An 18,453-nucleotide genomic window follows, 5' to 3' on the forward strand; every position below is an offset into this window, starting at 1 on the left:
GCATGACCCCCCAGTTCCGCCCTGCGCCGCTGGCCCCCGTATCCTGGGGCGAGCTTCTGGACAAGATCACCATCCTGGAAATCAAGGCGGTCCGCATCTCCGACACTGCCGCCCGCGCCAACGTGGACCGCGAACTTGTCTTGCTGCGCGATGTTGCAGAACCAGTCCTGCCGCAGCCGGGCCTTGCCGTCCTGATCGACAGCCTGCGCCGGGTGAACCTGGAATTGTGGCAGATCGAGGACGACATTCGCGCCAAGGAAGCCGCCGCCCAATTCGATGCGGAATTCATCGCGCTGGCGCGCTCGGTTTATTTGAAGAACGACCGGAGGGCGGCGTTGAAGCGCGACATCAACACCCTGCTGCGGTCCGAACTGGTCGAGGAGAAACACCACCCTTGCACCCCACGGACGTTCCAGAGCGAAGCCCCCGCCCCGGGTGACGGTCGATCCACCTGACCCGGCACGGTGGCCCGCAGCCCGGAAGGTGTTATCCGCTCCAAGAGCGTCACTTCACCCTGGGACGAGGCGACATGTGAAATCGCAGGCATCGTTGCGGTGGCAAGGGTCCGTTCAGGCTGGGGCTGCACTTGTGTCAGCAGTTCCGACAGCGGACCGCCTGAACCCCGCAGATCGCAGCCCGCAAGTGCCTTTCGCATGATTGCGGCGAAGCCTGCCGATGGCAAACGGCGGGAACTGGCCACGGCTGCCGACGGCTGACCTGAGATCGGCACCCCGGCATGGCGTGGCGCCTCAGCGGCCTTCCCCTGCATCTGGACCACCCGATGCCAGTGCTTCTTCCGCTTCATCAGGTCCACCGGCCGTTCCGCCTTCGCCGGCTTCTATGATGCGCCCATCTGCTCGACCGTGGTCCTCTGGAGCGATGTCGGGGGGAAGTTCGGACAGGCCGCGGTCTTCCTCTTCTTCAACGGGCGCATTGTTGTTCGGGATGCCGCTTTCGCCAAGCTCGGCCTTGGCCTGCGCCCAATGCTGGGCCTCGCGGCCCTCGGGGCGTCCTTCAGCTTCCCAGATCTGATACGCGCGATGGCGAATGTGTTCGTCGTCCTGCATGGTGCCTCCAGGATCCTTCGCAGTCGAACCCCGACCGGTGCCAAAATGTTCCTCGACGCCCAAGGCGGTTGAGTGGGGGCTGCATGACCACGGGCGCCGTTCCGGTTGGAAACGGGAACGCGGGTTCGGATGGACGAAGGTCAGTCTGCGTCAGTCTTCGCGGCAGACGGCAAAATGTCTTCAAGCGCCAGGTTCACCGAAACAATCGGCGCTGTCGAAGGTTCTAGTCAAGGACACGTTTCCCGGAGGCCATTGTGAAACATCGCGTCGTCGTTGTCGGGGCTGGCTTTGCCGGTTTGCAGCTGGTGAAGGATCTGGCGGGTGCCGATTGCGCGATCACGCTGATCGACCAGCGCAACCATCACCTGTTCCAGCCGCTTTTGTATCAGGTTGCGACCACGCTTCTGGCGACATCCGAGATTGCCTGGCCGATCCGCCGGGTATTGCGCCACCGGCCCGACGTCGTGACCCTGCTGGCGCGCGTGACAGGCATAGACCGGACTGCCGGTCAGGTGGTGCTGGATAACGCGGACCCGGTGCCCTTCGACACCCTGGTGCTGGCGACAGGCGCGCGCCACGCCTATTTCGGCCATGACGAATGGGAGGTCCATGCGCCGGGCCTGAAGACCCTGGAGGACGCGACCACCATCCGCCGCCGCCTGCTTCTGGCCTTCGAGCGGGCGGAGTTGACCCATGATCCGGCGGAACGCGACGCGAACCTGACCTTTGCCATCATCGGCGGCGGGCCGACCGGGGTTGAACTTGCCGGGATCGTGGCCGATCTTGCGCATCGCGTCCTGCCACGGGAGTTCCGGCGCATCGACACGCGCACCGCGCGGATCATGGTGATCGAGGCGGGGCCGCGTGTCCTGCCGGTCTTTCCGCAGGGGTTGTCCGATTACGCAGCGGCGGCCTTGCAGCGACGCGGCGTGCAGGTCCTGACCGGGCAGCCGGTGACCGGCATCTCGCCCCTGGAGGTCACCATCGGCGAAAGCCCGGTTCCCTGCCGGACGGTGATCTGGGCTGCCGGAGTGCAGGCCTCGCCGGCTGCGGAATGGCTGGCGGCACCGGCCGACCGCGCGGGACGGGTGATGGTCGATGCGCACCTGACGCTGCCTGGCGATCCCCGGATCCTCGTGCTGGGCGACACCGCCCATGTCGAGATGGACGGCAAGCCGGTGCCCGGACTGGCACCGGCGGCCAAGCAGCAGGGCAGGTATGCAGCGGCCCTGATCAAGGCACGGCTGGCCGGAAGGCCGATCCCTAAGCCCTTCCGCTATGTCCATCAGGGCAATCTGGCCACCATCGGGCGCAATGCCGCAGTGATCGATCTTGGCCGCATTCGCCTGACGGGCTGGCTGGCCTGGTGGATCTGGGGCATCGCCCATATCTACTATCTGATCGGCGTCAGGTCGCGGCTGGCTGTCGCCATCAACTGGCTATGGAGCTTTCTGTCCCGTCAGAACACGGCCCGTCTCATCACGCAAAAGGAACCCGCCCGGCCCGGATGATCTGTCCGGGCGGGACCTGGCGCGCGGGGCCGGCGCGGAAAGGACGCTGACCGCCCGGCAATCCCGCAGGCCGGGTTACTGGTTCTCCTGCGGGTTGCCGGGTGTCTTGCCGGTCTTCGCCGGGTTCATGACATCGAATTCCTCGGGGGAATGAGGAACGCCCTCATGGTCGCCCTGACCATGCTGGCGCGGGGGATCGGTGGCTGGATTGGGTTGCTTGGGCCGTTCACGGGTCATGATGGTTCCTCCTGAACCACAACCCTGGGACTGGGCGGTTGTTCCGCCTGTGCCGCAAGATGGCTGCAAGCGTGCGTCGGCCGACTGCGACGCGCGCCAGCCGAACCGGGCGCCCGGTGCGCCATGCAGATCAGCTCGCGGGAAGCTTGAAGGGAATGACCTTCGGGTCTTGCCTCGACCTCAGCGCCTCAAGCACCGCTTTCTCCAGTTGGGCCTGGAAGTAGGGCTTGTCGAGCTTGAACGCGATGTTGGGATGATCCGTGGGAAGCTCTGCATAGCCGGTGGCAAGGATCACCGGCAGGTTCGGGTGCCGAACCTGAATGGCTTCGGCAAGCTGCAAACCCGTCATCCGCGGCATCGCCTGGTCGGTGATCACAAGATCAACGTCGCCGGTCTTGTCGAGGAGGCGGAGGGCCTCCTCTCCGTTATGCGCGGGAATGACCCGATGCCCCATGTCCTCGAGCATGGCCTGGGTGTTCATCAGGACCAGCAGGTCGTCGTCCACGGCCATGATCGTGGACGACGCCTTTTGTGCGGGCGCCTGTTCGGGGAATGTCCGAACCGGCTCGGCAACGACTGGTGCCTCTGCTGCCTGCAACAGGATCGTTGCTTCGGTTCCTTCCCCCGGCGTGCTGGAGAGGTGGAGACGGCCGCCGGACTGGGCCGCGAAGCCGTGAACCATGGAGAGGCCAAGCCCGGTGCCCTTCGTCGGACCCTTGGTGGTGAAGAAGGGGTCTGTCGCGCGAGCCAGGGTTTCGGCATCCATGCCGGAACCATGATCGACGACCTTGACGGCGATCTGCCGCGAGGATGGGTCGGTGCCCAGGGTTTCCACGATGACCTTGATCAGGCCTCCTTCCGGCATGGCGTCGCGTGCGTTGACGATCAGGTTCAGAAGCGCCATCTCCAACTGGTTTTCATCGACGTTCGCAACGGCGACGAGATCGGCTTGGGGAAGCTGCAATTCGTATTGAGGTCCCAGGGACCGCTGCAGAAGGTCAACCATGCCGTTGATCAGGGCAATCACGTCCACCGGCTCGGGTGCCAATGTCTGGCGGCGCGCGAAGGCCAGCATGCGCTGCGTCAGCATAGAGCCTCTCTGCACGCCCTGAATGGCGACTTCGATCAGCTGCCGGGCGCGCTGGGCGTCGGTGTTTCCCTTCCGCAGCAACTCCAGGTTTCCCAGAATGATCGCAAGCAGGTTGTTGAAATCATGCGCCACGCCGCCCGTCAGCTGCCCCAGCACCTCCATCTTCTGCGTCTGCCTGAGCGCGATCTCGGCCTCGTTGCGGGCCGTGACATCGACCAGGCCCTCGATGCAGGACAGAAACTCTCCCTTGGCGTCCACTTCGATCCGGCGGGCGATTTCCACTTCGATCACCTTTCCCGACCTGCTGACAAGGGCCGCCTGGACCTTGTGGATCCGTTCGGTTTCTTCAAGCGGCCATCGGGTGGCTTTCATCCGATCTTGTGCGGAAGCGGGCGTCATGAACTCCCAGACGGGACGGCCGATGACCTGGTCGCGGTCAAAGCCCAGCAGGGCAAGCCAGGCGTCGCTGATGTCCAGGATCCGGTCATCGCGATCAACGGCATGCAAGGGAAGCGGCGTCCGGCGGTAGAGCAGCCGGAAACGCTCCTCGCTTGCCTTCAGAAGTTCCGCTTCCCTTCGGCTTTGCTGTGCCATGCGACGGTCCAGGGTGGCCGCAATCAGGGCGAGGGACAGGATCACGAAGGTGATGGCCGAAATCCCGGCGGCAAGCCCTTCGTGATTCACGCTGTGCATGCCGATGCTTTCGCCGCCTGGAAGCGGAGAAAAGACAGCCGCGTGCATTCCCGAGAAGTGCATCCCCGAAATGGCGGCGCCCATGACCACGGCGGCTATGAATTTCTCGACCTGACCCGTGTTCATGAAGGCCAGCCACAGTGCGGCCGTGGCAGCGGTGATCGAGATCAGAAGCGAGATCGCCACCCAGGCCGGATCATAGCTGACGCTCATGGGGATCTGCAGGGCCGCCATGCCCGTATAGTGCATCGCGGCAATCCCGAAGCCCATGAGCGGACCGCTGAGAAGAAGCGCGAGCGCACGCTGGCGCACATGGCCCACGATCGAGAAGCCAACTCCGGTCGCCCCGACCGCGAGGAAAAACGAGAGTGTCGTCAGCCCCAGGTCATAGGACGGCTGCATCCCCGGCATCGAATAGGCCAGCATCGCCACGAAGTGCATGGACCAGATGCCCCCGCCAAGCGAGAACGCGGCGCCTGCGAGCCAAACCGCCCGTGCGGATCGAGTGGCTGCGGCACCAAAGCGGCCTGCAAGATCCAGCGCGGTATAGGAAGCGACCACTGCGATCAGAAGTGCCAGAAAGACAAGAGCCTCGTTATGGTGGCCGTGCATGCGTATTCCTGCATCGATTCAGCTGCAAATGGCGCACTATAATAACAGCCTCGATCCGAACGCCATCGGGAGCTTCGGCCCGGGGCCTTCGATCAAGGCGGCGTCGCGGGCAAGGATTGCAGGTCCTTTCCAGAGGCGACGTGGCTGATGTTTCGCTGAAGGCATGGACCTGCCGTTGAAGCCCGGGTCGCGGGCAAGACACGGGGCCAGGGTGCCATGCGCGTTGTTGAGGAAAAGGACCCAATTGTCTGCCAAAGGTGTTTGAACCATATTATCCCTTGCCCTTGCGAACACCCTGCGGAGGCATCTCTTGGATCTTGATGAACTCTACCGCCTGTTGCGCGGCTCGCATGTCCAGGCTGTCAGCATCGTCAACACGCTGCGCGATCCGTTGGTGGTGCTGGATGACGATTTCAGGGTCCTGACCGCCAACCCGGCCTTCTACAAGACCTTCTCGACAAGCCGGGACGAGACGATCGGGACTGCCTTGGCCGATCTTGGCAACGGTCAATGGAACATCCCGGAGTTGCGCCTTCTGCTTGATCAGGTGATCCCGAGAAGCACCTCGGTCATCGACTACGAGGTGCGGGCAGAGTTTCCCCATATCGGCCCGCGCACCATGCTGGTCAGTGCCCAGCGTCTGAGCCACCCCGACAGCGGCCAGCGCATCCTGCTTTTCACCATCGTGGACGCCACCGAGAGGCGGCAGGCCGACGATGACAAGGACATCCTGATCGGAGAGCTGGGCCACCGGATCAAGAACCTTCTGGCGGTGACGCGGGCGATCGCCCGGCGAACCGGGGTCGAGGGGCGCAGCGCGGAGGAATACCGCGACGACTTCCTCGGCCGCTTCGATGCTCTGGCCCGTTCATTGGCCGTCTCGACCCAGGAAGCCGAAGCCGACCTGGGTCAGCTGGTGCGCGCGGTAATGGAACCTTGGCTCGAGGAAACAAGCGCCATCACGCTGGACGGGCAGGGGGCCATCGCCCTGCTGCCCAGGCAGGCCATGTCCCTGGGGATGATCCTGCATGAACTGGCCACCAATGCCCTCAAGCATGGGGCGCTGTCGGTTCCCGGCGGGCTGCTGGATATCTCCTGGAACCTTGCCGAGGACAGGGACGGCCAGCGCCAGGTGCATCTCTGCTGGCGGGAAAGCAACGGACCGGAAGCCTCGCCACCCGAGGCTGTCGGCTTCGGGACGTGCCTGATCAGGTTTGCCACGGAAGTGGACCTGAAGGGCCAGGCGGAACTGAGCTATCGGCAAGACGGTTTTGTGGCTGATCTGACGTTTCCCCAATAGCGGTTCCCGGTTGGCCGATGTCTGACAAGCCCGCTCCATCTTCTCCGGGCGCCGGTGTTTCGGTACTGGTCGTCGAGGACGAGATGCTGATCGCTCTCGATGTGCAGATGATGCTTCAGGACAATGGCTACACCGTTCTGGGACCGGCAGGGACCGTGGAAGGCGCGCTGCGCCTGCTGGACGACATGCGCCCCGATGTCGCGGTGCTGGACGGGAACCTGCGCGGCCGTCCGGTGGTGCCGGTCGCCCAACGGCTGCGGGACCTCGGGATCCCTTTCGTGCTCTCGTCGGCCTATGACATCCTGGCCTTCGATGGCTGTGAAGCCCTGGCGGGGGCCGAGAATGTCGGGAAACCGGTCACCGAGTCCCGCCTGATCGCGGCATTGCAACGTGCACTGCCCTAGGGAAAGACGCAGGATGCCTTCCCCTTAAGGGCCGAGGTGTTTCCGACAGGCAACTGCGACATATGAACGCAAGGCCTTGGTAATGCTTCTGAACCGCCGCGTCGCACGTTCGGATTGCCTTGCCGAGCAGTCATTGAGGGTGATCGTCTTGCCAGGGCGTCATGTTCCCCGCCTGCACGATCTCCACTGTTCTCACGGCAATATCCGTCGCGGCCTCCTCGTTCAGCCCGGCCGCCGCGCAAGCCTGCAAGACCGCCTCGAACAGTGTGCCATAACCTTCGCGGACGTGCCGGTCCGTGTTCTTAGTCATCGGGCCTCCTCCTGGTGTTCGCCTTCGCCCGCAACGCTACCGCACGTCGCGCCATGTCCTGGCCTTCGGCATCGGACATGCCCATCGAGTTGCACGCAAACCTGATGCGGTCGGCGACAATCTCATCCGACTGCCGGTCTTCTGCCGTTTCTGTCATGATGCGCCCTTTCATGGCTGAGCGTTCACCTGATCATGGCAGCCCCGTTAAGGCAAATCACCACAGGAAGATCACTCAAGGTCTAGGCTGGCTGGTCCGCAACCAGGCCTGTCAGACGCCTCGGGCGCCGACGGTGTCGATCGCTGCCATCACCGCACCCGGACTGGTCTGGTGTACCATGTGACCGCAGCCCGGAACCAGGTGGAGACTGCTTTGGGCAATCGCCTGATGGAGCCGCTGCGACTGCGCGGCAGGATCGATCAGGCGGTCCTGGGCACCCGCGACGATGGCCACGGGCATCGTCAGGGACGCGTAGTCCTTGCACATCGCCGCAGCGGACGGGATCAGGAGGGCCGACTCCGCGGCCTCGGCCCGGATCTGCGACGGGCGCACGGCCATCTCCTCGGGGAAAGCCCTGAACTTTTCCGGGACTGGCGCGGGGCCGAAGATCTTGCGCATCAGAAGCGGCCAGATGAGCCTGCTGGCAATGGGCGCGACGGTATGGCGTGCGACGTCTCCCAGCAGCGGCACGGCCGGACCGGAGAGAAGCGCCATGTCGACCCGCGCGGTCGGAAAGTAGTAGCCGGAGGCGAGGACCAGGCCCCGGACCATCTGCGGATGGTTCAGCGCCATCGCCAGGGCCACCGAGGCCCCCCAGGAATGACCCAGGATCACGGCTTGCGACACGCCAAGCCGCCCGAGTGCCGCCTGGAACAGATCGGCCTGGGCCTGCGGGCTCCACACCCGGCCGCGCGGCCGCGGGCTGTGCCCATAGCCGGGGCGGTCGAACACGATGACGCGGTGCCGCCGGGCCGCCAGGTCAACAAGCCCGCTTGAGACGAAGTCCTGGATCATGCTGCCATTGCCATGCAGCAGGACCAGCGGCGATCCCTCGCCACGTTCCAGGTAATGAAGGCGGATCCCGTCCACCTCGATGAACTGCCCGACAGGGGGATTGCGCCTTTCCGCCCGCCTTGCAAGCTGGTGGTTGACCACTGCCGTGGCCGCCAGAACGCCCGCAACGGCAAGTCCCAGCCGCCGCCTTCGCGCTGTCCGCCCAGGACGGGGGTGTTCGGCGTCTGCAAGGGCCTTGAAGGAATGTCCTGTCATGCGATCCGTTCTGGTTGGGTCGGGAACTCCGGGGAGTTCAGGGAAAACTGCGCAAAAGCGGTTCCGGCGATCAAGGATGCGCCAGAAGACGGCGCGCTGTGCGGCCGTGCAGGACGGTGTTCGTTTCCACCGTGCCCGCCCGCCGCAGCGCGGATTGCCGCCGGCACCCGGGGCGGCCTTAGCGGCGGGCGACCAGGATGCCAAGCAGAAGGCCAATCCCCGCCGCGATGCCCAGGGCCTGCGAGGGATGGCTGCGCGCCCAGTCCCGGACTTCCTCATAGCCCAGTTCCGCATAGAATGCCGCTTCCTCGGCTCTCCGGTGCCCTGTCTGATAGACGTCTTCGGCCAAGTTCTGTCCCGCCTCGCGGATGCGGCCGGCATATTCGCGTCCTGTCTCCAGGGTATCGTTCACGGTCGCGGCAGCACGCCCGGCCAGATGGGAGGCCCCGGACTTGAGATCGTCGATGACCCCGGTCGCAGTCGCTTCGGGGCCTTGTTCGTGTTCAGCAATCTGGTTCTGTGCCATTCTCGCGTTCTTTCTGCAGTGGGCTGTTTCGACAGGAACAACAAGACACGCCGCCAGTCGTTCCATGATGCGGTCGCGCAAGGCCACGAATGGCCGGCTTTCAGCAACCGCGCCGCTCTTCAGCCTGCATCCGTTTCGGAAAGTCCGCCAATCGGAGGCGCAAGCGACGGGCTGGAGACGATTGGGGGCCGCTTTCGGAGCGTAAAGCACCAAGCATTCGGAAGCTCCGCAATGGGCCAGCCATCACGGGCCAAGAGGCTGAAGCTCCCTCATATCCGTGGAAAGCGACCGGCAGGTTTGCTATGCTCGATCTGCTGTCGGAACTGTTTCCCTGAACGCGGCTGTCCTTGAAAGGCTGCCCGGAACTCCTGCTTTGCCGCCTTGTGATGATCGACATGGAACGGAGGTTGCCGATGTCGTCCGGCCCCTATGTATGGAAAGAGCGGCCCCTTGCCGCGGGCATTCAGATTGCCGTTGCTGACTTCATGGCAGTGCATACCGCCTGCGGAACAATCGGTTGTTTCGTCCGGCAGCGGCCGAAGTCTGGTATCGCGGCGGCAGACAACCCGCCTTATCTTCTGACTGCAGGTCATGTGCTGATGCCCCAGAAGAAGGGGGGCATCACGCCGGTGGATCAAAGGGTGTATCAGCCAGCGCCCGTCGGGTGGATCAACGGCGTCGCCTCTACAAGCGAGGTTCATTACGAGGGAAGCATCGATGCCGGCATCGCGCTTCTCGACAGCGATACCGGCTTCAGGAACTACGTCTGGAAGATCGGAGACATTAAGGGCATCGCCGATCCGGTCGATGGCATGATCGTCTCGAAGCATGGTCGCACGACAGGGCGAACGGTCGGCCTGGTTACCATGTCAAGCTACACCTATGGCGGCTTCCACGACCTCTTCCAGATCACCTTCAATGCCGACGACCCCGCCAACAACAGCAGTCGTTTCGGATCCGAGGGCGACTCCGGCGCCCCGATCATGACCGGCGACGGATTGCTTGTCGGCATCCTCCACGCCGTCGACGAGGACGGAAGCGGGGGTTATGCCTGCAAGATCAGCAACATCTTCGACGCGATGAGGCTGAGCCTCGCTTGATCCGCTTCGGTGCAAGCGACGCCCATGGCCGGTGAAGACCAGGGGCTGTGAAAGACATCGCGATGCCTCTTATCGGCGCCCCGGACGGCTTACAGGCGAGGCGGTGATCACTGGGGCGTGAGCGTGCAGGAACCTTTGTCGCGCAAAGCCGGTTTTCCTGACATGTGGCTGCGAGGGAAGGTATCATGCTGGGCAACAACGGGACGAACGGAACACACCAGGACGCGGCCCCGGGTACTGCAGGCACAAGGTCGCAGCCGGATCCCGAGGCAAGGTCGGACGCAAGGCTCCGGGCGCTTGCCGCGCAGCGTATCGCCATCGAAGGCGTCTCGATCGAAATCGATGGCGGCCGCTTTCCTGCCAAGGCCGTCGCGGGTCAGCCCACGGTCATCGAGGCCGACATCTTCTCGGACGGGCATGACTCGATCGCCGCCGCAATCCTGTGGCGTCGTGCTGGTGATGAGGACGCTTCTGAATCCGCGATGACCCTGGTCGAGAATGACCGATGGGCCACCAGTGTCGTGTTTTCCGAGAACGACTATTACGAATGCACGATCCTGGCCTGGCGCGATCTGTTCACGACCTGGCACAAGGAGGTGACCAAGAAACTGGCGGCCGGCCAGAGGATCGCCTTGGAATTGGAGGAAGGCCGCAGGCTTTTGCAGGCCGGGTTGGAGGATGGCCATGCCTCGGGTGAAGCGCGCGCGACGGTCATCGGGGTTCTGGCGGCGGATTCAGCCTATGCCGAGGCTGCCGGGGACGACGCGTCGGTGGATGCAGCCCGCTTCGCCCGGCTGGGCGATCCTTCCGTTCTGGCCCTGATGCAGCAGTTCGGCCCCCGGACCAATCTGACCGAATACAAGACGCTGACGGTCTTCGTGGACCGCAAGCCTGCCGCCTTCAGCGCGTGGTACGAACTGATGCCCCGGTCCCAGTCCGGCGACGTGAACCGCCACGGCACCTTCGACGACGTGATCGCGCGCCTGCCCTATGTCCGCGACCTGGGCTTCGACGTGCTGTATTTCCCGCCGATTCATCCCATCGGCAAGACCAACCGCAAGGGCCGCAACAACAGCCTGACCGCGCAGGAGGGCGAGCCGGGCAGCCCCTATGCCATCGGCAGCGAGGCAGGCGGCCACGACGCCATCCACCCCGAGCTTGGCAGCTTCGACGATTTCCGCCGCCTGATCGCCGCCGCTAAGGATCACGGGCTGGAGATTGCGCTGGACTTCGCCATCCAGTGTTCGCCCGACCATCCCTGGATCCGCGAACATCCCGAATGGTTCGACTGGCGCCCCGACGGCACCATCAAGTTCGCCGAGAACCCGCCCAAGAAATACGAGGACATCGTCAACGTCCATTTCTATCGCGGGGCCATCCCCTCGCTGTGGTATGCGCTGCGCGACGTGGTGCTGTTCTGGGTGGACCAGGGCGTGCGCATCTTCCGCGTCGACAATCCGCACACCAAGCCCTTCCCCTTCTGGGAATGGCTGATCGAGGAGGTGCGCAGGAAGGACCCCGGCGTGATCTTCCTGGCCGAGGCCTTTACCCGGCCCAAGGTGATGAAGCGGCTGGCGAAGCTGGGCTATTCGCAGTCCTATTCCTATTTTACCTGGCGCAACGAAAAGCAGGAGATCATCGACTATCTGACCGAACTGACGCAGGAGGAGTGCCGCGAATACATGCGGCCGAACTTCTTCGTGAACACGCCCGACATCAATCCCCGGTTCCTGCAAACCAGCGGCCGCCCCGGTTTCCGCACCCGGCTGGTCCTAGCTGCGACCCTAGGGGGCAACTACGGCGTCTATAACGGCTTCGAGATCTGCGAGGCCGCACCCGTGCCGGGCAAAGAGGAATACCTCAATTCCGAGAAATACGAGATCCGTGCCTGGGATATGAACCAGCCCGGCAACATCCAGGACGACATCCGCCTGATGAACCGGCTGCGCCGAACGCATCCCGCGCTTCAGGACTTCACGAACGTGAAATTCTACAACGCATCCAGTGACAAGGTCCTGTCCTATGGCAAGCAGACCGGCAACGACTTCGTCCTGATCCACGTCAACCTTGACCCCCACAACACCCAGGCCTTCGAGTTCGAAGTTCCCCTGTGGGAGTTCGGCCTGCCTGACGAGGCCTCGGTCGAGGTGCGCGACCTGATCCACGGCAACAGTTTCACCTGGCACGGCAAGAACCACTGGCTGGAGCTTGAGCCCCACAGCCGTCCCTATGCCATCTGGCAGCTTTTCGCCCCCGGAGTTCCCCGCTGATGAACGATCTGACAGAGTTCATGGTCCTGGACACGTCGAACGGGCGGGTGGCGACGGCCCTTGAGGGGCACGAAGGCACGCAGTTCAGGACCGAGGTCCTGCCGAAATGGTTGCCATTGCAACGCTGGTTCGCGGGCAAGGACAAGGCCATTGGTGCGGTCGCCATGACGCCACTGGGCGACTTGGCCCAGGGCGAGCATGAGTTGGTTTCGGTCAATGTGACGGTCGGAGACGAGGATCAAAGCTATCTGCTGCCCATTTCCGTCCGCTGGGGGGATGAGCACTCCGGTGCGCCGAAGACGTCTTATGCGCTGGCCAGGATCCGCCATGCCGACCGGGCAGGCACCCTGATCGACGGCGCCTATGACGAGCGTCTGCCGCAACTGCTGCTGGACGGGTTGAAGGAAAACCGCCTTGACGGACCCCTGCGGTTCGAGGGAACGGACGCCTTGCGCCAGATCGAGCAGCCGGGCGATCCCCGGCAGCTTGGCGCGGAACAGTCGAACCTGTCCATCGCCTTCGGCGACAGGATCATCCTGAAGCTTTACCGCCGCCTCCGCGAGGGCGAGCAGCCGGACGTGGAAGTCGCGAAATTCCTGACGGAAGTCGCGGGCTTTGACCATACACCCCGCTTCCTGGGTCAGGTCGTGCATGGATCGACGACCCTGGCCGCGGCCTTTGCCTTTGTCGCGAACCAGGGCGACGCTTGGAGTGGCATCGTTGACGCGCTGCAGCAGGAAGCTTCGGCCGGCGAGGCGCAGTCCGGGACGGCCGTCTTCGACTTCCCGCTCAGCCTGGGGTCGATCCTGGGACGGCGCACGGCGGAACTGCACAAGGCGCTTGCGACGGAAACCGAAGATCCGGCCTTCGCGACCAAGGATCTGACGTCGGACCAGCTTGGCAAATGGGCCGAAGATGCCCGGGCCGAGGCCGAGGCGCTGATCGCGCGCCTGGAACAAGCGCAGCTGCCCGACACCGTTGCCCCCTTGGTGCAATCCCTGCTGGCGCAGCGGCAGGCGTTGCTGTCGCGGCTGCGGGCGGTGGCCGATCTTGCACCGGGCTGCAAACTGTCGCGCATCCATGGCGATTACCACCTGGGGCAGGTCCTGCTGGCCCAGGACGATGTGGTGATCATCGACTTCGAGGGCGAACCGGCGCGCACCCTTGCCGAACGGCGCGAGAAATCCTCTCCGCTGCGCGATGTGGCGGGGATGCTGCGGTCCTTCGACTATGCCGCGATGACCGTGATCGCGCGGCACGACAATGTCGAGGGTGGACGGGACCGGATCGAGACATGGCGGCAGTCGGTCATGCGCGACTTCCTGGATGCCTACCGCCGGCATTCGGAAGGCGCGGCCAACCTGCCGTCCGACGAGGGATCGCGCGAAACGCTGCTGGACTTCTTTCTGCTGCATAAGGCGATCTACGAGGCGGGCTACGAGTTGAGCAACAGGCCCGCCTGGATCGGCATCCCGCTGAAGGGAATCCTCGACCTGCTGGAAGGAAAAGACCAATGACCAAGGCGTCCGCATCGGAAATCGAAGCCATCCTGCGCGGCAGCCATCCCAACCCGTTCGCCATCCTTGGCCCCCATGACGGCGAGGTGCGGGTCTTCGCCCCGCAGGCGGCCGAGGTCTCGGTCCTGGCCGACGGCAAGCGCGCGCCGCTGGAACGTGTCCACCCCGAAGGCTTCTTTGCCGGCCCCTTCGACGGCGACCACTACCAGCTTGAGATGACATCGGGGGACCACAGCTGGGTGGTCGAGGATCCCTATCGCTTCGGTCTGGTTCTGGGCGAGATGGACGAATACCTGATCGCCGAAGGGCGGCACCGCCAGCTTTACGAAAAGCTGGGCGCCCATCCCATCACCCATGGGGGCGTGGACGGCGTGGCCTTCGCCGTCTGGGCACCGAATGCGCGGCGGGTCAGCGTGGTGGGCGATTTCAACGCCTGGGACGGACGCCGCCATCCCATGCGCAGGCGGCTGGGGCCGGGCTTGTGGGAACTGTTCATTCCCGGCCTGTCGGTGGGCGAACTTTACAAGTACGAGATCATCAGCGCCCATGGCGAACGGATGCCGCTCAAGGCCGATCCGGTGGGCTTCCTGCACGAGCAGTCGCCCGGAACCGCATCCGTCATCAGCGGCCTGCCGGATTATTCCTGGCAGGACCGGGACTGGATGGAAAGCCGCGCGGCACGGCAGGACCGCACGGCCCCGATTTCCATCTACGAGGTCCACCTGGGATCATGGCGGCGCGGGGCCGAGGGCGAGATCCTCGACTATGACGCCATCGCCGACCTGCTGGTCCCCTATGTGACCGAGATGGGCTTCACCCATGTCGAATTCCTGCCGGTGTCGGAACATCCCTTCACCGGATCCTGGGGATATCAGCCCATCGGATTGTTCGCGCCGACCAGCCGCTATGGCTCGCCCAAGGCTTTCGCGCGGCTGGTGGACCGGCTGCACGCCTCAGACATCGGCGTCATCATCGACTGGGTTCCTGCGCATTTCCCGTCCGACGCCCATGGCCTGGGCAAGTTCGACGGGACCGCGCTTTACGAACATGCCGACCCCCGGCAGGGCTTCCACCAGGACTGGAACACGCTGATCTACAACTTCGGCCGGCGCGAGGTGGCGAATTTCCTTCAGGCCAGCGCGCTTTACTGGCTGGACATGTTCCATGTCGATGCGCTGCGCGTGGATGCGGTGGCCTCGATGCTGTATCTGGATTATTCGCGCCAGCCAGGCCAGTGGATCCCGAACCAGTTCGGCGGGAACGAGAACCTGGAAGCCATCGACTTCCTGCGCGACGTGAACTGCCGCGTCTGCGAGGATTATCCCGGCGCCATCACCATCGCCGAGGAATCGACCGCCTTTCCCAAGGTCAGCCGCCCGGTCAAGGACGGCGGCCTGGGTTTCGGCTTCAAGTGGAACATGGGCTGGATGCACGACACGCTGGGCTATTTCCGCCGCGACCCCATCTATCGCCGCCACCATCAGAACGATCTGACCTTTGGCATGGTCTATGCCTGGTCCGAAGACTTCGTGCTGCCGCTGAGCCATGACGAGGTCGTCCATGGCAAAGGCTCGCTGATCCGCCAGATGGCGGGCGACCGCTGGCAGAAATTCGCGAACCTGCGCGCCTATTTCGGCTTCATGTGGACGCATCCCGGCAAGAAGCTTCTGTTCATGGGAGGCGAGTTCGCGCAGGACCGCGAATGGAACCACGACCAGTCGCTGGACTGGCATTTGCTGGACGATCCCCTGCACGGCGGGGTCCAGCGGTTGATCAGGGACCTGAACCACCTTTATCGCAGCCAGCCCGCCTTGCATCGTCTGGACTGCGATCCCGAAGGTTTCGAGTGGATCGATGCCAGCGATGCCCAGCAAAGCGTGCTGGTCTTCATGCGAAAATCCGACGACGGCGCGCCCCCTGTGGTGGTCGTGTGCAACCTGACGCCCCAGGTGCACCATGGATACCGCATCGGCCTGCCGCAGCAAGGCGGCTGGCGCGAGATCCTCAACACCGATGATGCCGATTTCGGCGGCTCGGGTGTCGGCAACGGGGAAGCGCTTCAGTCGGAGGATATCGCATGGCACGGGCGCCAGGCCTCCATTGCCCTGACGCTTCCCCCGCTTGCAACGATCATCCTGGCACCCGAGTGACTGGACCCGTCCTGTGCTGCATCCGGGCCTGCGGTAAACGCACGACCTGGCCGGATCGGACACCGGTCGCCGGCAAAAGGCCTGACCAGCGACGATCTTGCCGCAAATTCGGCGATCTGGCGGGTTGTATCCGAACCGCGATTTCGGGCGGCGATCCTGAATCCGCATGATGACGCGCTGGATGATCAGCTTGCCATGCCCGGGCGAGGCACCGGGATGGAAGGCTCTACCGAGGAACCTCGTCCAAGCTCTGCTGTTGTTTCGAACAACGTGAAGATGGGATTGCATACTATGACCACAGCGCCCGACAGCGATATGATTGATAAGCTGGTCTCCTTATCGATGCTTCATCAGGCACGTCGCTTGGCCGAAAACTACGGCGGCAAAGGGCGGATGTGGCAAAATCCCTATGCAGATTCCCGGCCCCGTGCTGCTTCCGCGATCGCTCCGGTATGGTTCACGGCCTATCCGCCTTCCGTGATCACCCGCCCTGGCCAATCGGTTCTTGGTGCGCTCGGCGATCCCCAGCTGTGGTCGGCGCTGGCTTCGATGGGGGTCCGGGCGATCCATACCGGTCCCACCAAGCAGGCGGGGGGATACAAGGACGGAAGATATACGCCGACGATCGACGGGAACTTCGATCGGACCGGCTTCGGAACGGACCCTGCCTTCGGCGCGACAGAGGAATTCCAGGCGATCAGTCGCATGGCAGCCGCCCATAATGCCGTCGTGATCGACGACGTGATCCCTGCCCATACCGGCAAGGGTCCCGATTTCCGCCTGGCTGAAATGAACCATTCCGGCTATCCCGGCCTCTATCACATGGTGGAGGTTCCCGAGGAGGAATGGCCGGTTCTTCCCGAAGTTCCCGAAGGGCGGGATGCCGTCAACCTGTCGCCCGCGATCGTCGATCATCTCAAGGAACGCGGCTTGATCGTCGGGCAATTGCAGCGTGTCATCTTCTTCGAGCCGGGCGTCAAGGAAACCGACTGGAGCGTGACGGGTCCTGTCGTCGGCGTGGACGGAAAGGTTCGCCGCTGGGTTTACCTGCACTATTTCAAGGAAGGCCAGCCCAGCCTGAACTGGCTCGATCCCTCCTTTGCGGCGCAACAGATGATCATCGGCGATGCGCTGCATTCGATCGACCAGATGGGCGCACGGGGGCTGCGGCTCGACGCGAACGGGTTCCTGGGCGTCGAGCGCCGGACCGACGGTCCCGCCTGGTCGGAAGGCCATCCCCTGTCCGTCACCGGAAACGCATTGCTTGCCGGCATGATCCGAAAGGCCGGGGGCTTTTCGTTCCAGGAATTGAACCTTACCGTGGACGACATCGCCACGATGTCGAAGGGCGGGGCGGATCTGTCCTATGACTTCATCACCAGACCTGCCTATCACCATGCGCTTCTGACCGGCGATACGGAGTTCCTGCGCATGATGCTTAGGATGGTGCATGATTTCGGCATCGACCCGGCATCCTTGATCCATGCCCTGCAGAACCACGATGAACTGACCACGGAACTGGTCCATTTCTGGACCCTGCATGCAGACGACATCTATACGTTTGCGGGCCAGACCTGGCAGGGGCGGACGTTGCGGATGCATCTGCGCGATGAAATCCGGGAAAGGCTTACGGGAACCAACGCCCCCTACAACCTTCCCTTCGTAACCAACGGGATTGCCTGCACGACGGCAAGCGTGATCACCGCCGCCCTTGGCATTTCCGACCTGGACGAGATCACCGACGAGGATATCCAGCTTATCAAGAAGGTTCACCTGCTGCTTGTCATGTACAATGCGTTTCAGCCGGGGGTGTTTGCCTTGTCGGGCTGGGATCTGGTCGGTGCGCTGCCCCTTGACCCCACGCAAGTGCAGGCTCTCATGTCGGACGGCGATACGCGCTGGATCGAACGCGGAGCATATGACCTCACCGGAGAGGCGTCGGACCAGGTCTCTTCACCAGATGGCATACCGCGCGCCCGCTCCCTTTATGGGTCGATCTGCGAACAACTGGAACAACCGGACTCCTTCGCATCGCAGCTCAGGCGTCTTCTTGCGGTCCGGGAATCCTATGGCCTTGCTGCAAGCCATCAAACCCATATACCCGACGTTTCCGCAGCAGGTCTTCTGGTCATGGTGCATGTCCTGCCCAACGGGCGGGGAACACAGGTCACCGCGCTGAATTTTAGCGGCGAGGCGATAGAAGAGGTCGTCCTGCTGACCGACGTTCCGCCCGGCCCGGTGGTCGATATGGTCGCAGAGACGATCGTGGGGGACTTGCACGAAGACGGTGCCCTTGCGATCAGGCTCAGCCCCTACGAGGGACTTTCGCTGCGCATCGTCAGCACCTTGCCATCGCTTTAGAAAGAGCCGCCGCGTAGGTCGCCCTGTCGGTCGCCGAG

At 63.7% G+C, this 18,453-nt stretch carries 16 protein-coding genes; 9 read left to right on the forward strand and 7 right to left on the reverse strand.

From position 1 onward, the window contains the following. Nucleotides 1-2 precede the first annotated feature (2 nt). Nucleotides 3-455 (forward strand): hypothetical protein, encoded by a 453-nt coding sequence (locus RAH32_RS17670; protein ID WP_306609696.1) that lies wholly within the window; start codon nucleotides 3-5, stop codon nucleotides 453-455. Between the two features lie 294 nt (nucleotides 456-749). Here RAH32_RS17670 and RAH32_RS17675 read toward each other — a convergent pair whose 3' ends face one another. Beyond that, on the reverse strand, nucleotides 750-1,067 hold the full coding sequence (locus RAH32_RS17675; protein ID WP_306609698.1) for a DUF2934 domain-containing protein: 318 nt from the start codon (nucleotides 1,065-1,067) through the stop codon (nucleotides 750-752). Between the two features lie 254 nt (nucleotides 1,068-1,321). On the opposite strand from RAH32_RS17675, the gene RAH32_RS17680 reads away from it, so the two are divergent. Further along, nucleotides 1,322-2,578, forward strand: coding sequence for an NAD(P)/FAD-dependent oxidoreductase (locus RAH32_RS17680; RefSeq protein ID WP_306609700.1), 1,257 nt, complete (start codon nucleotides 1,322-1,324; stop codon nucleotides 2,576-2,578). Nucleotides 2,579-2,653: 75 nt separating this feature from the next. On the opposite strand, the gene RAH32_RS17685 is transcribed toward RAH32_RS17680, so the two are convergent. Continuing rightward, nucleotides 2,654-2,815: a hypothetical protein gene (locus tag RAH32_RS17685; protein WP_158248072.1), complete on the reverse strand. Its 162-nt coding sequence runs from the start codon at nucleotides 2,813-2,815 to the stop codon at nucleotides 2,654-2,656. Between the two features lie 130 nt (nucleotides 2,816-2,945). Continuing rightward, nucleotides 2,946-5,210 carry an MHYT domain-containing protein gene (locus RAH32_RS17690; RefSeq protein WP_306609703.1) on the reverse strand — a complete coding sequence of 755 codons (2,265 nt, stop codon included), beginning with the start codon at nucleotides 5,208-5,210 and terminating at the stop codon, nucleotides 2,946-2,948. Nucleotides 5,211-5,520: 310 nt separating this feature from the next. Here RAH32_RS17690 and RAH32_RS17695 point away from each other — a divergent pair, with 310 nt between their 5' ends. Both RAH32_RS17695 and RAH32_RS17700 read left to right on the forward strand, forming a co-directional pair. Continuing rightward, nucleotides 5,521-6,510, forward strand: a complete 990-nt coding sequence (locus tag RAH32_RS17695) for an HWE histidine kinase domain-containing protein (protein WP_306609705.1) — start codon at nucleotides 5,521-5,523, stop codon at nucleotides 6,508-6,510. Nucleotides 6,511-6,527: 17 nt separating this feature from the next. Next, nucleotides 6,528-6,914: a response regulator gene (locus tag RAH32_RS17700; protein WP_306609707.1), complete on the forward strand. Its 387-nt coding sequence runs from the start codon at nucleotides 6,528-6,530 to the stop codon at nucleotides 6,912-6,914. 130 nt (nucleotides 6,915-7,044) lie between these two features. Here the strand turns inward: RAH32_RS17700 and RAH32_RS17705 are convergent, their stop codons facing one another. The 4 genes from RAH32_RS17705 to RAH32_RS17720 all read right to left on the reverse strand — a co-directional run bounded on the left by RAH32_RS17705 (nucleotide 7,045) and on the right by RAH32_RS17720 (nucleotide 9,017). Beyond that, nucleotides 7,045-7,224: a hypothetical protein gene (locus RAH32_RS17705; protein WP_306609708.1), complete on the reverse strand. Its 180-nt coding sequence runs from the start codon at nucleotides 7,222-7,224 to the stop codon at nucleotides 7,045-7,047. Next, complete coding sequence (locus RAH32_RS17710; RefSeq protein WP_306609710.1) at nucleotides 7,217-7,396, reverse strand: hypothetical protein; 180 nt, start codon at nucleotides 7,394-7,396, stop codon at nucleotides 7,217-7,219. Before RAH32_RS17710 ends, RAH32_RS17705 begins: the two co-directional genes overlap by 8 nt. A 96-nt stretch (nucleotides 7,397-7,492) precedes the next feature. Then, nucleotides 7,493-8,491 (reverse strand): alpha/beta fold hydrolase, encoded by a 999-nt coding sequence (locus RAH32_RS17715; protein ID WP_306609712.1) that lies wholly within the window; start codon nucleotides 8,489-8,491, stop codon nucleotides 7,493-7,495. A gap of 178 nt (nucleotides 8,492-8,669) precedes the next feature. Beyond that, nucleotides 8,670-9,017 carry an ElaB/YgaM/YqjD family protein gene (locus RAH32_RS17720; protein WP_306609714.1) on the reverse strand — a complete coding sequence of 116 codons (348 nt, stop codon included), beginning with the start codon at nucleotides 9,015-9,017 and terminating at the stop codon, nucleotides 8,670-8,672. Between the two features lie 413 nt (nucleotides 9,018-9,430). On the opposite strand from RAH32_RS17720, the gene RAH32_RS17725 reads away from it, so the two are divergent. The 5 genes from RAH32_RS17725 (at nucleotide 9,431) to treS (ending at nucleotide 18,415) form a co-directional block, all read left to right on the forward strand. Continuing rightward, complete coding sequence (locus RAH32_RS17725) at nucleotides 9,431-10,117, forward strand: chymotrypsin family serine protease (RefSeq protein ID WP_306609716.1); 687 nt, start codon at nucleotides 9,431-9,433, stop codon at nucleotides 10,115-10,117. Nucleotides 10,118-10,302: 185 nt separating this feature from the next. Further along, nucleotides 10,303-12,387: an alpha-1,4-glucan--maltose-1-phosphate maltosyltransferase gene (locus RAH32_RS17730; RefSeq protein ID WP_306609718.1), complete on the forward strand. Its 2,085-nt coding sequence runs from the start codon at nucleotides 10,303-10,305 to the stop codon at nucleotides 12,385-12,387. Then, on the forward strand, nucleotides 12,387-13,904 hold the full coding sequence (locus RAH32_RS17735; RefSeq protein ID WP_306609720.1) for a putative maltokinase: 1,518 nt from the start codon (nucleotides 12,387-12,389) through the stop codon (nucleotides 13,902-13,904). The genes RAH32_RS17730 and RAH32_RS17735 overlap by 1 nt, the downstream gene beginning before the upstream one ends. Beyond that, nucleotides 13,901-16,054, forward strand: a complete 2,154-nt coding sequence (gene glgB / locus RAH32_RS17740; protein WP_306609722.1) for a 1,4-alpha-glucan branching protein GlgB — start codon at nucleotides 13,901-13,903, stop codon at nucleotides 16,052-16,054. The genes RAH32_RS17735 and glgB overlap by 4 nt, the downstream gene beginning before the upstream one ends. Nucleotides 16,055-16,345: 291 nt before the next feature. Beyond that, entirely contained in the window at nucleotides 16,346-18,415 is a 2,070-nt protein-coding gene (gene treS / locus RAH32_RS17745; RefSeq protein ID WP_306609723.1) for a maltose alpha-D-glucosyltransferase, read from the forward strand. Nucleotides 18,416-18,453 lie beyond the last annotated feature (38 nt).

This window comes from Paracoccus yibinensis (assembly GCF_030846195.1).
Classification (GTDB): domain Bacteria; phylum Pseudomonadota; class Alphaproteobacteria; order Rhodobacterales; family Rhodobacteraceae; genus Paracoccus; species Paracoccus yibinensis.

What these genes read in the sequence shown, in the direction of transcription:
- RAH32_RS17670 (WP_306609696.1), top strand. Translation starts at nt 3, where the DNA reads ATGACCCCCCAGTTCCGCCCTGCGCCGCTGGCCCCCGTATCCTGGGGC.
- RAH32_RS17675 (WP_306609698.1), bottom strand. Translation starts at nt 1,067, where the DNA reads ATGCAGGACGACGAACACATTCGCCATCGCGCGTATCAGATCTGGGAA.
- RAH32_RS17685 (WP_158248072.1), bottom strand. Translation starts at nt 2,815, where the DNA reads ATGACCCGTGAACGGCCCAAGCAACCCAATCCAGCCACCGATCCCCCG.
- RAH32_RS17690 (WP_306609703.1), bottom strand. Translation starts at nt 5,210, where the DNA reads ATGCACGGCCACCATAACGAGGCTCTTGTCTTTCTGGCACTTCTGATC.
- RAH32_RS17700 (WP_306609707.1), top strand. Translation starts at nt 6,528, where the DNA reads ATGTCTGACAAGCCCGCTCCATCTTCTCCGGGCGCCGGTGTTTCGGTA.
- RAH32_RS17705 (WP_306609708.1), bottom strand. Translation starts at nt 7,224, where the DNA reads ATGACTAAGAACACGGACCGGCACGTCCGCGAAGGTTATGGCACACTG.
- RAH32_RS17710 (WP_306609710.1), bottom strand. Translation starts at nt 7,396, where the DNA reads ATGAAAGGGCGCATCATGACAGAAACGGCAGAAGACCGGCAGTCGGAT.
- RAH32_RS17715 (WP_306609712.1), bottom strand. Translation starts at nt 8,491, where the DNA reads ATGACAGGACATTCCTTCAAGGCCCTTGCAGACGCCGAACACCCCCGT.
- RAH32_RS17720 (WP_306609714.1), bottom strand. Translation starts at nt 9,017, where the DNA reads ATGGCACAGAACCAGATTGCTGAACACGAACAAGGCCCCGAAGCGACT.
- RAH32_RS17725 (WP_306609716.1), top strand. Translation starts at nt 9,431, where the DNA reads ATGTCGTCCGGCCCCTATGTATGGAAAGAGCGGCCCCTTGCCGCGGGC.
- RAH32_RS17730 (WP_306609718.1), top strand. Translation starts at nt 10,303, where the DNA reads ATGCTGGGCAACAACGGGACGAACGGAACACACCAGGACGCGGCCCCG.
- RAH32_RS17735 (WP_306609720.1), top strand. Translation starts at nt 12,387, where the DNA reads ATGAACGATCTGACAGAGTTCATGGTCCTGGACACGTCGAACGGGCGG.
- glgB (WP_306609722.1), top strand. Translation starts at nt 13,901, where the DNA reads ATGACCAAGGCGTCCGCATCGGAAATCGAAGCCATCCTGCGCGGCAGC.
- treS (WP_306609723.1), top strand. Translation starts at nt 16,346, where the DNA reads ATGACCACAGCGCCCGACAGCGATATGATTGATAAGCTGGTCTCCTTA.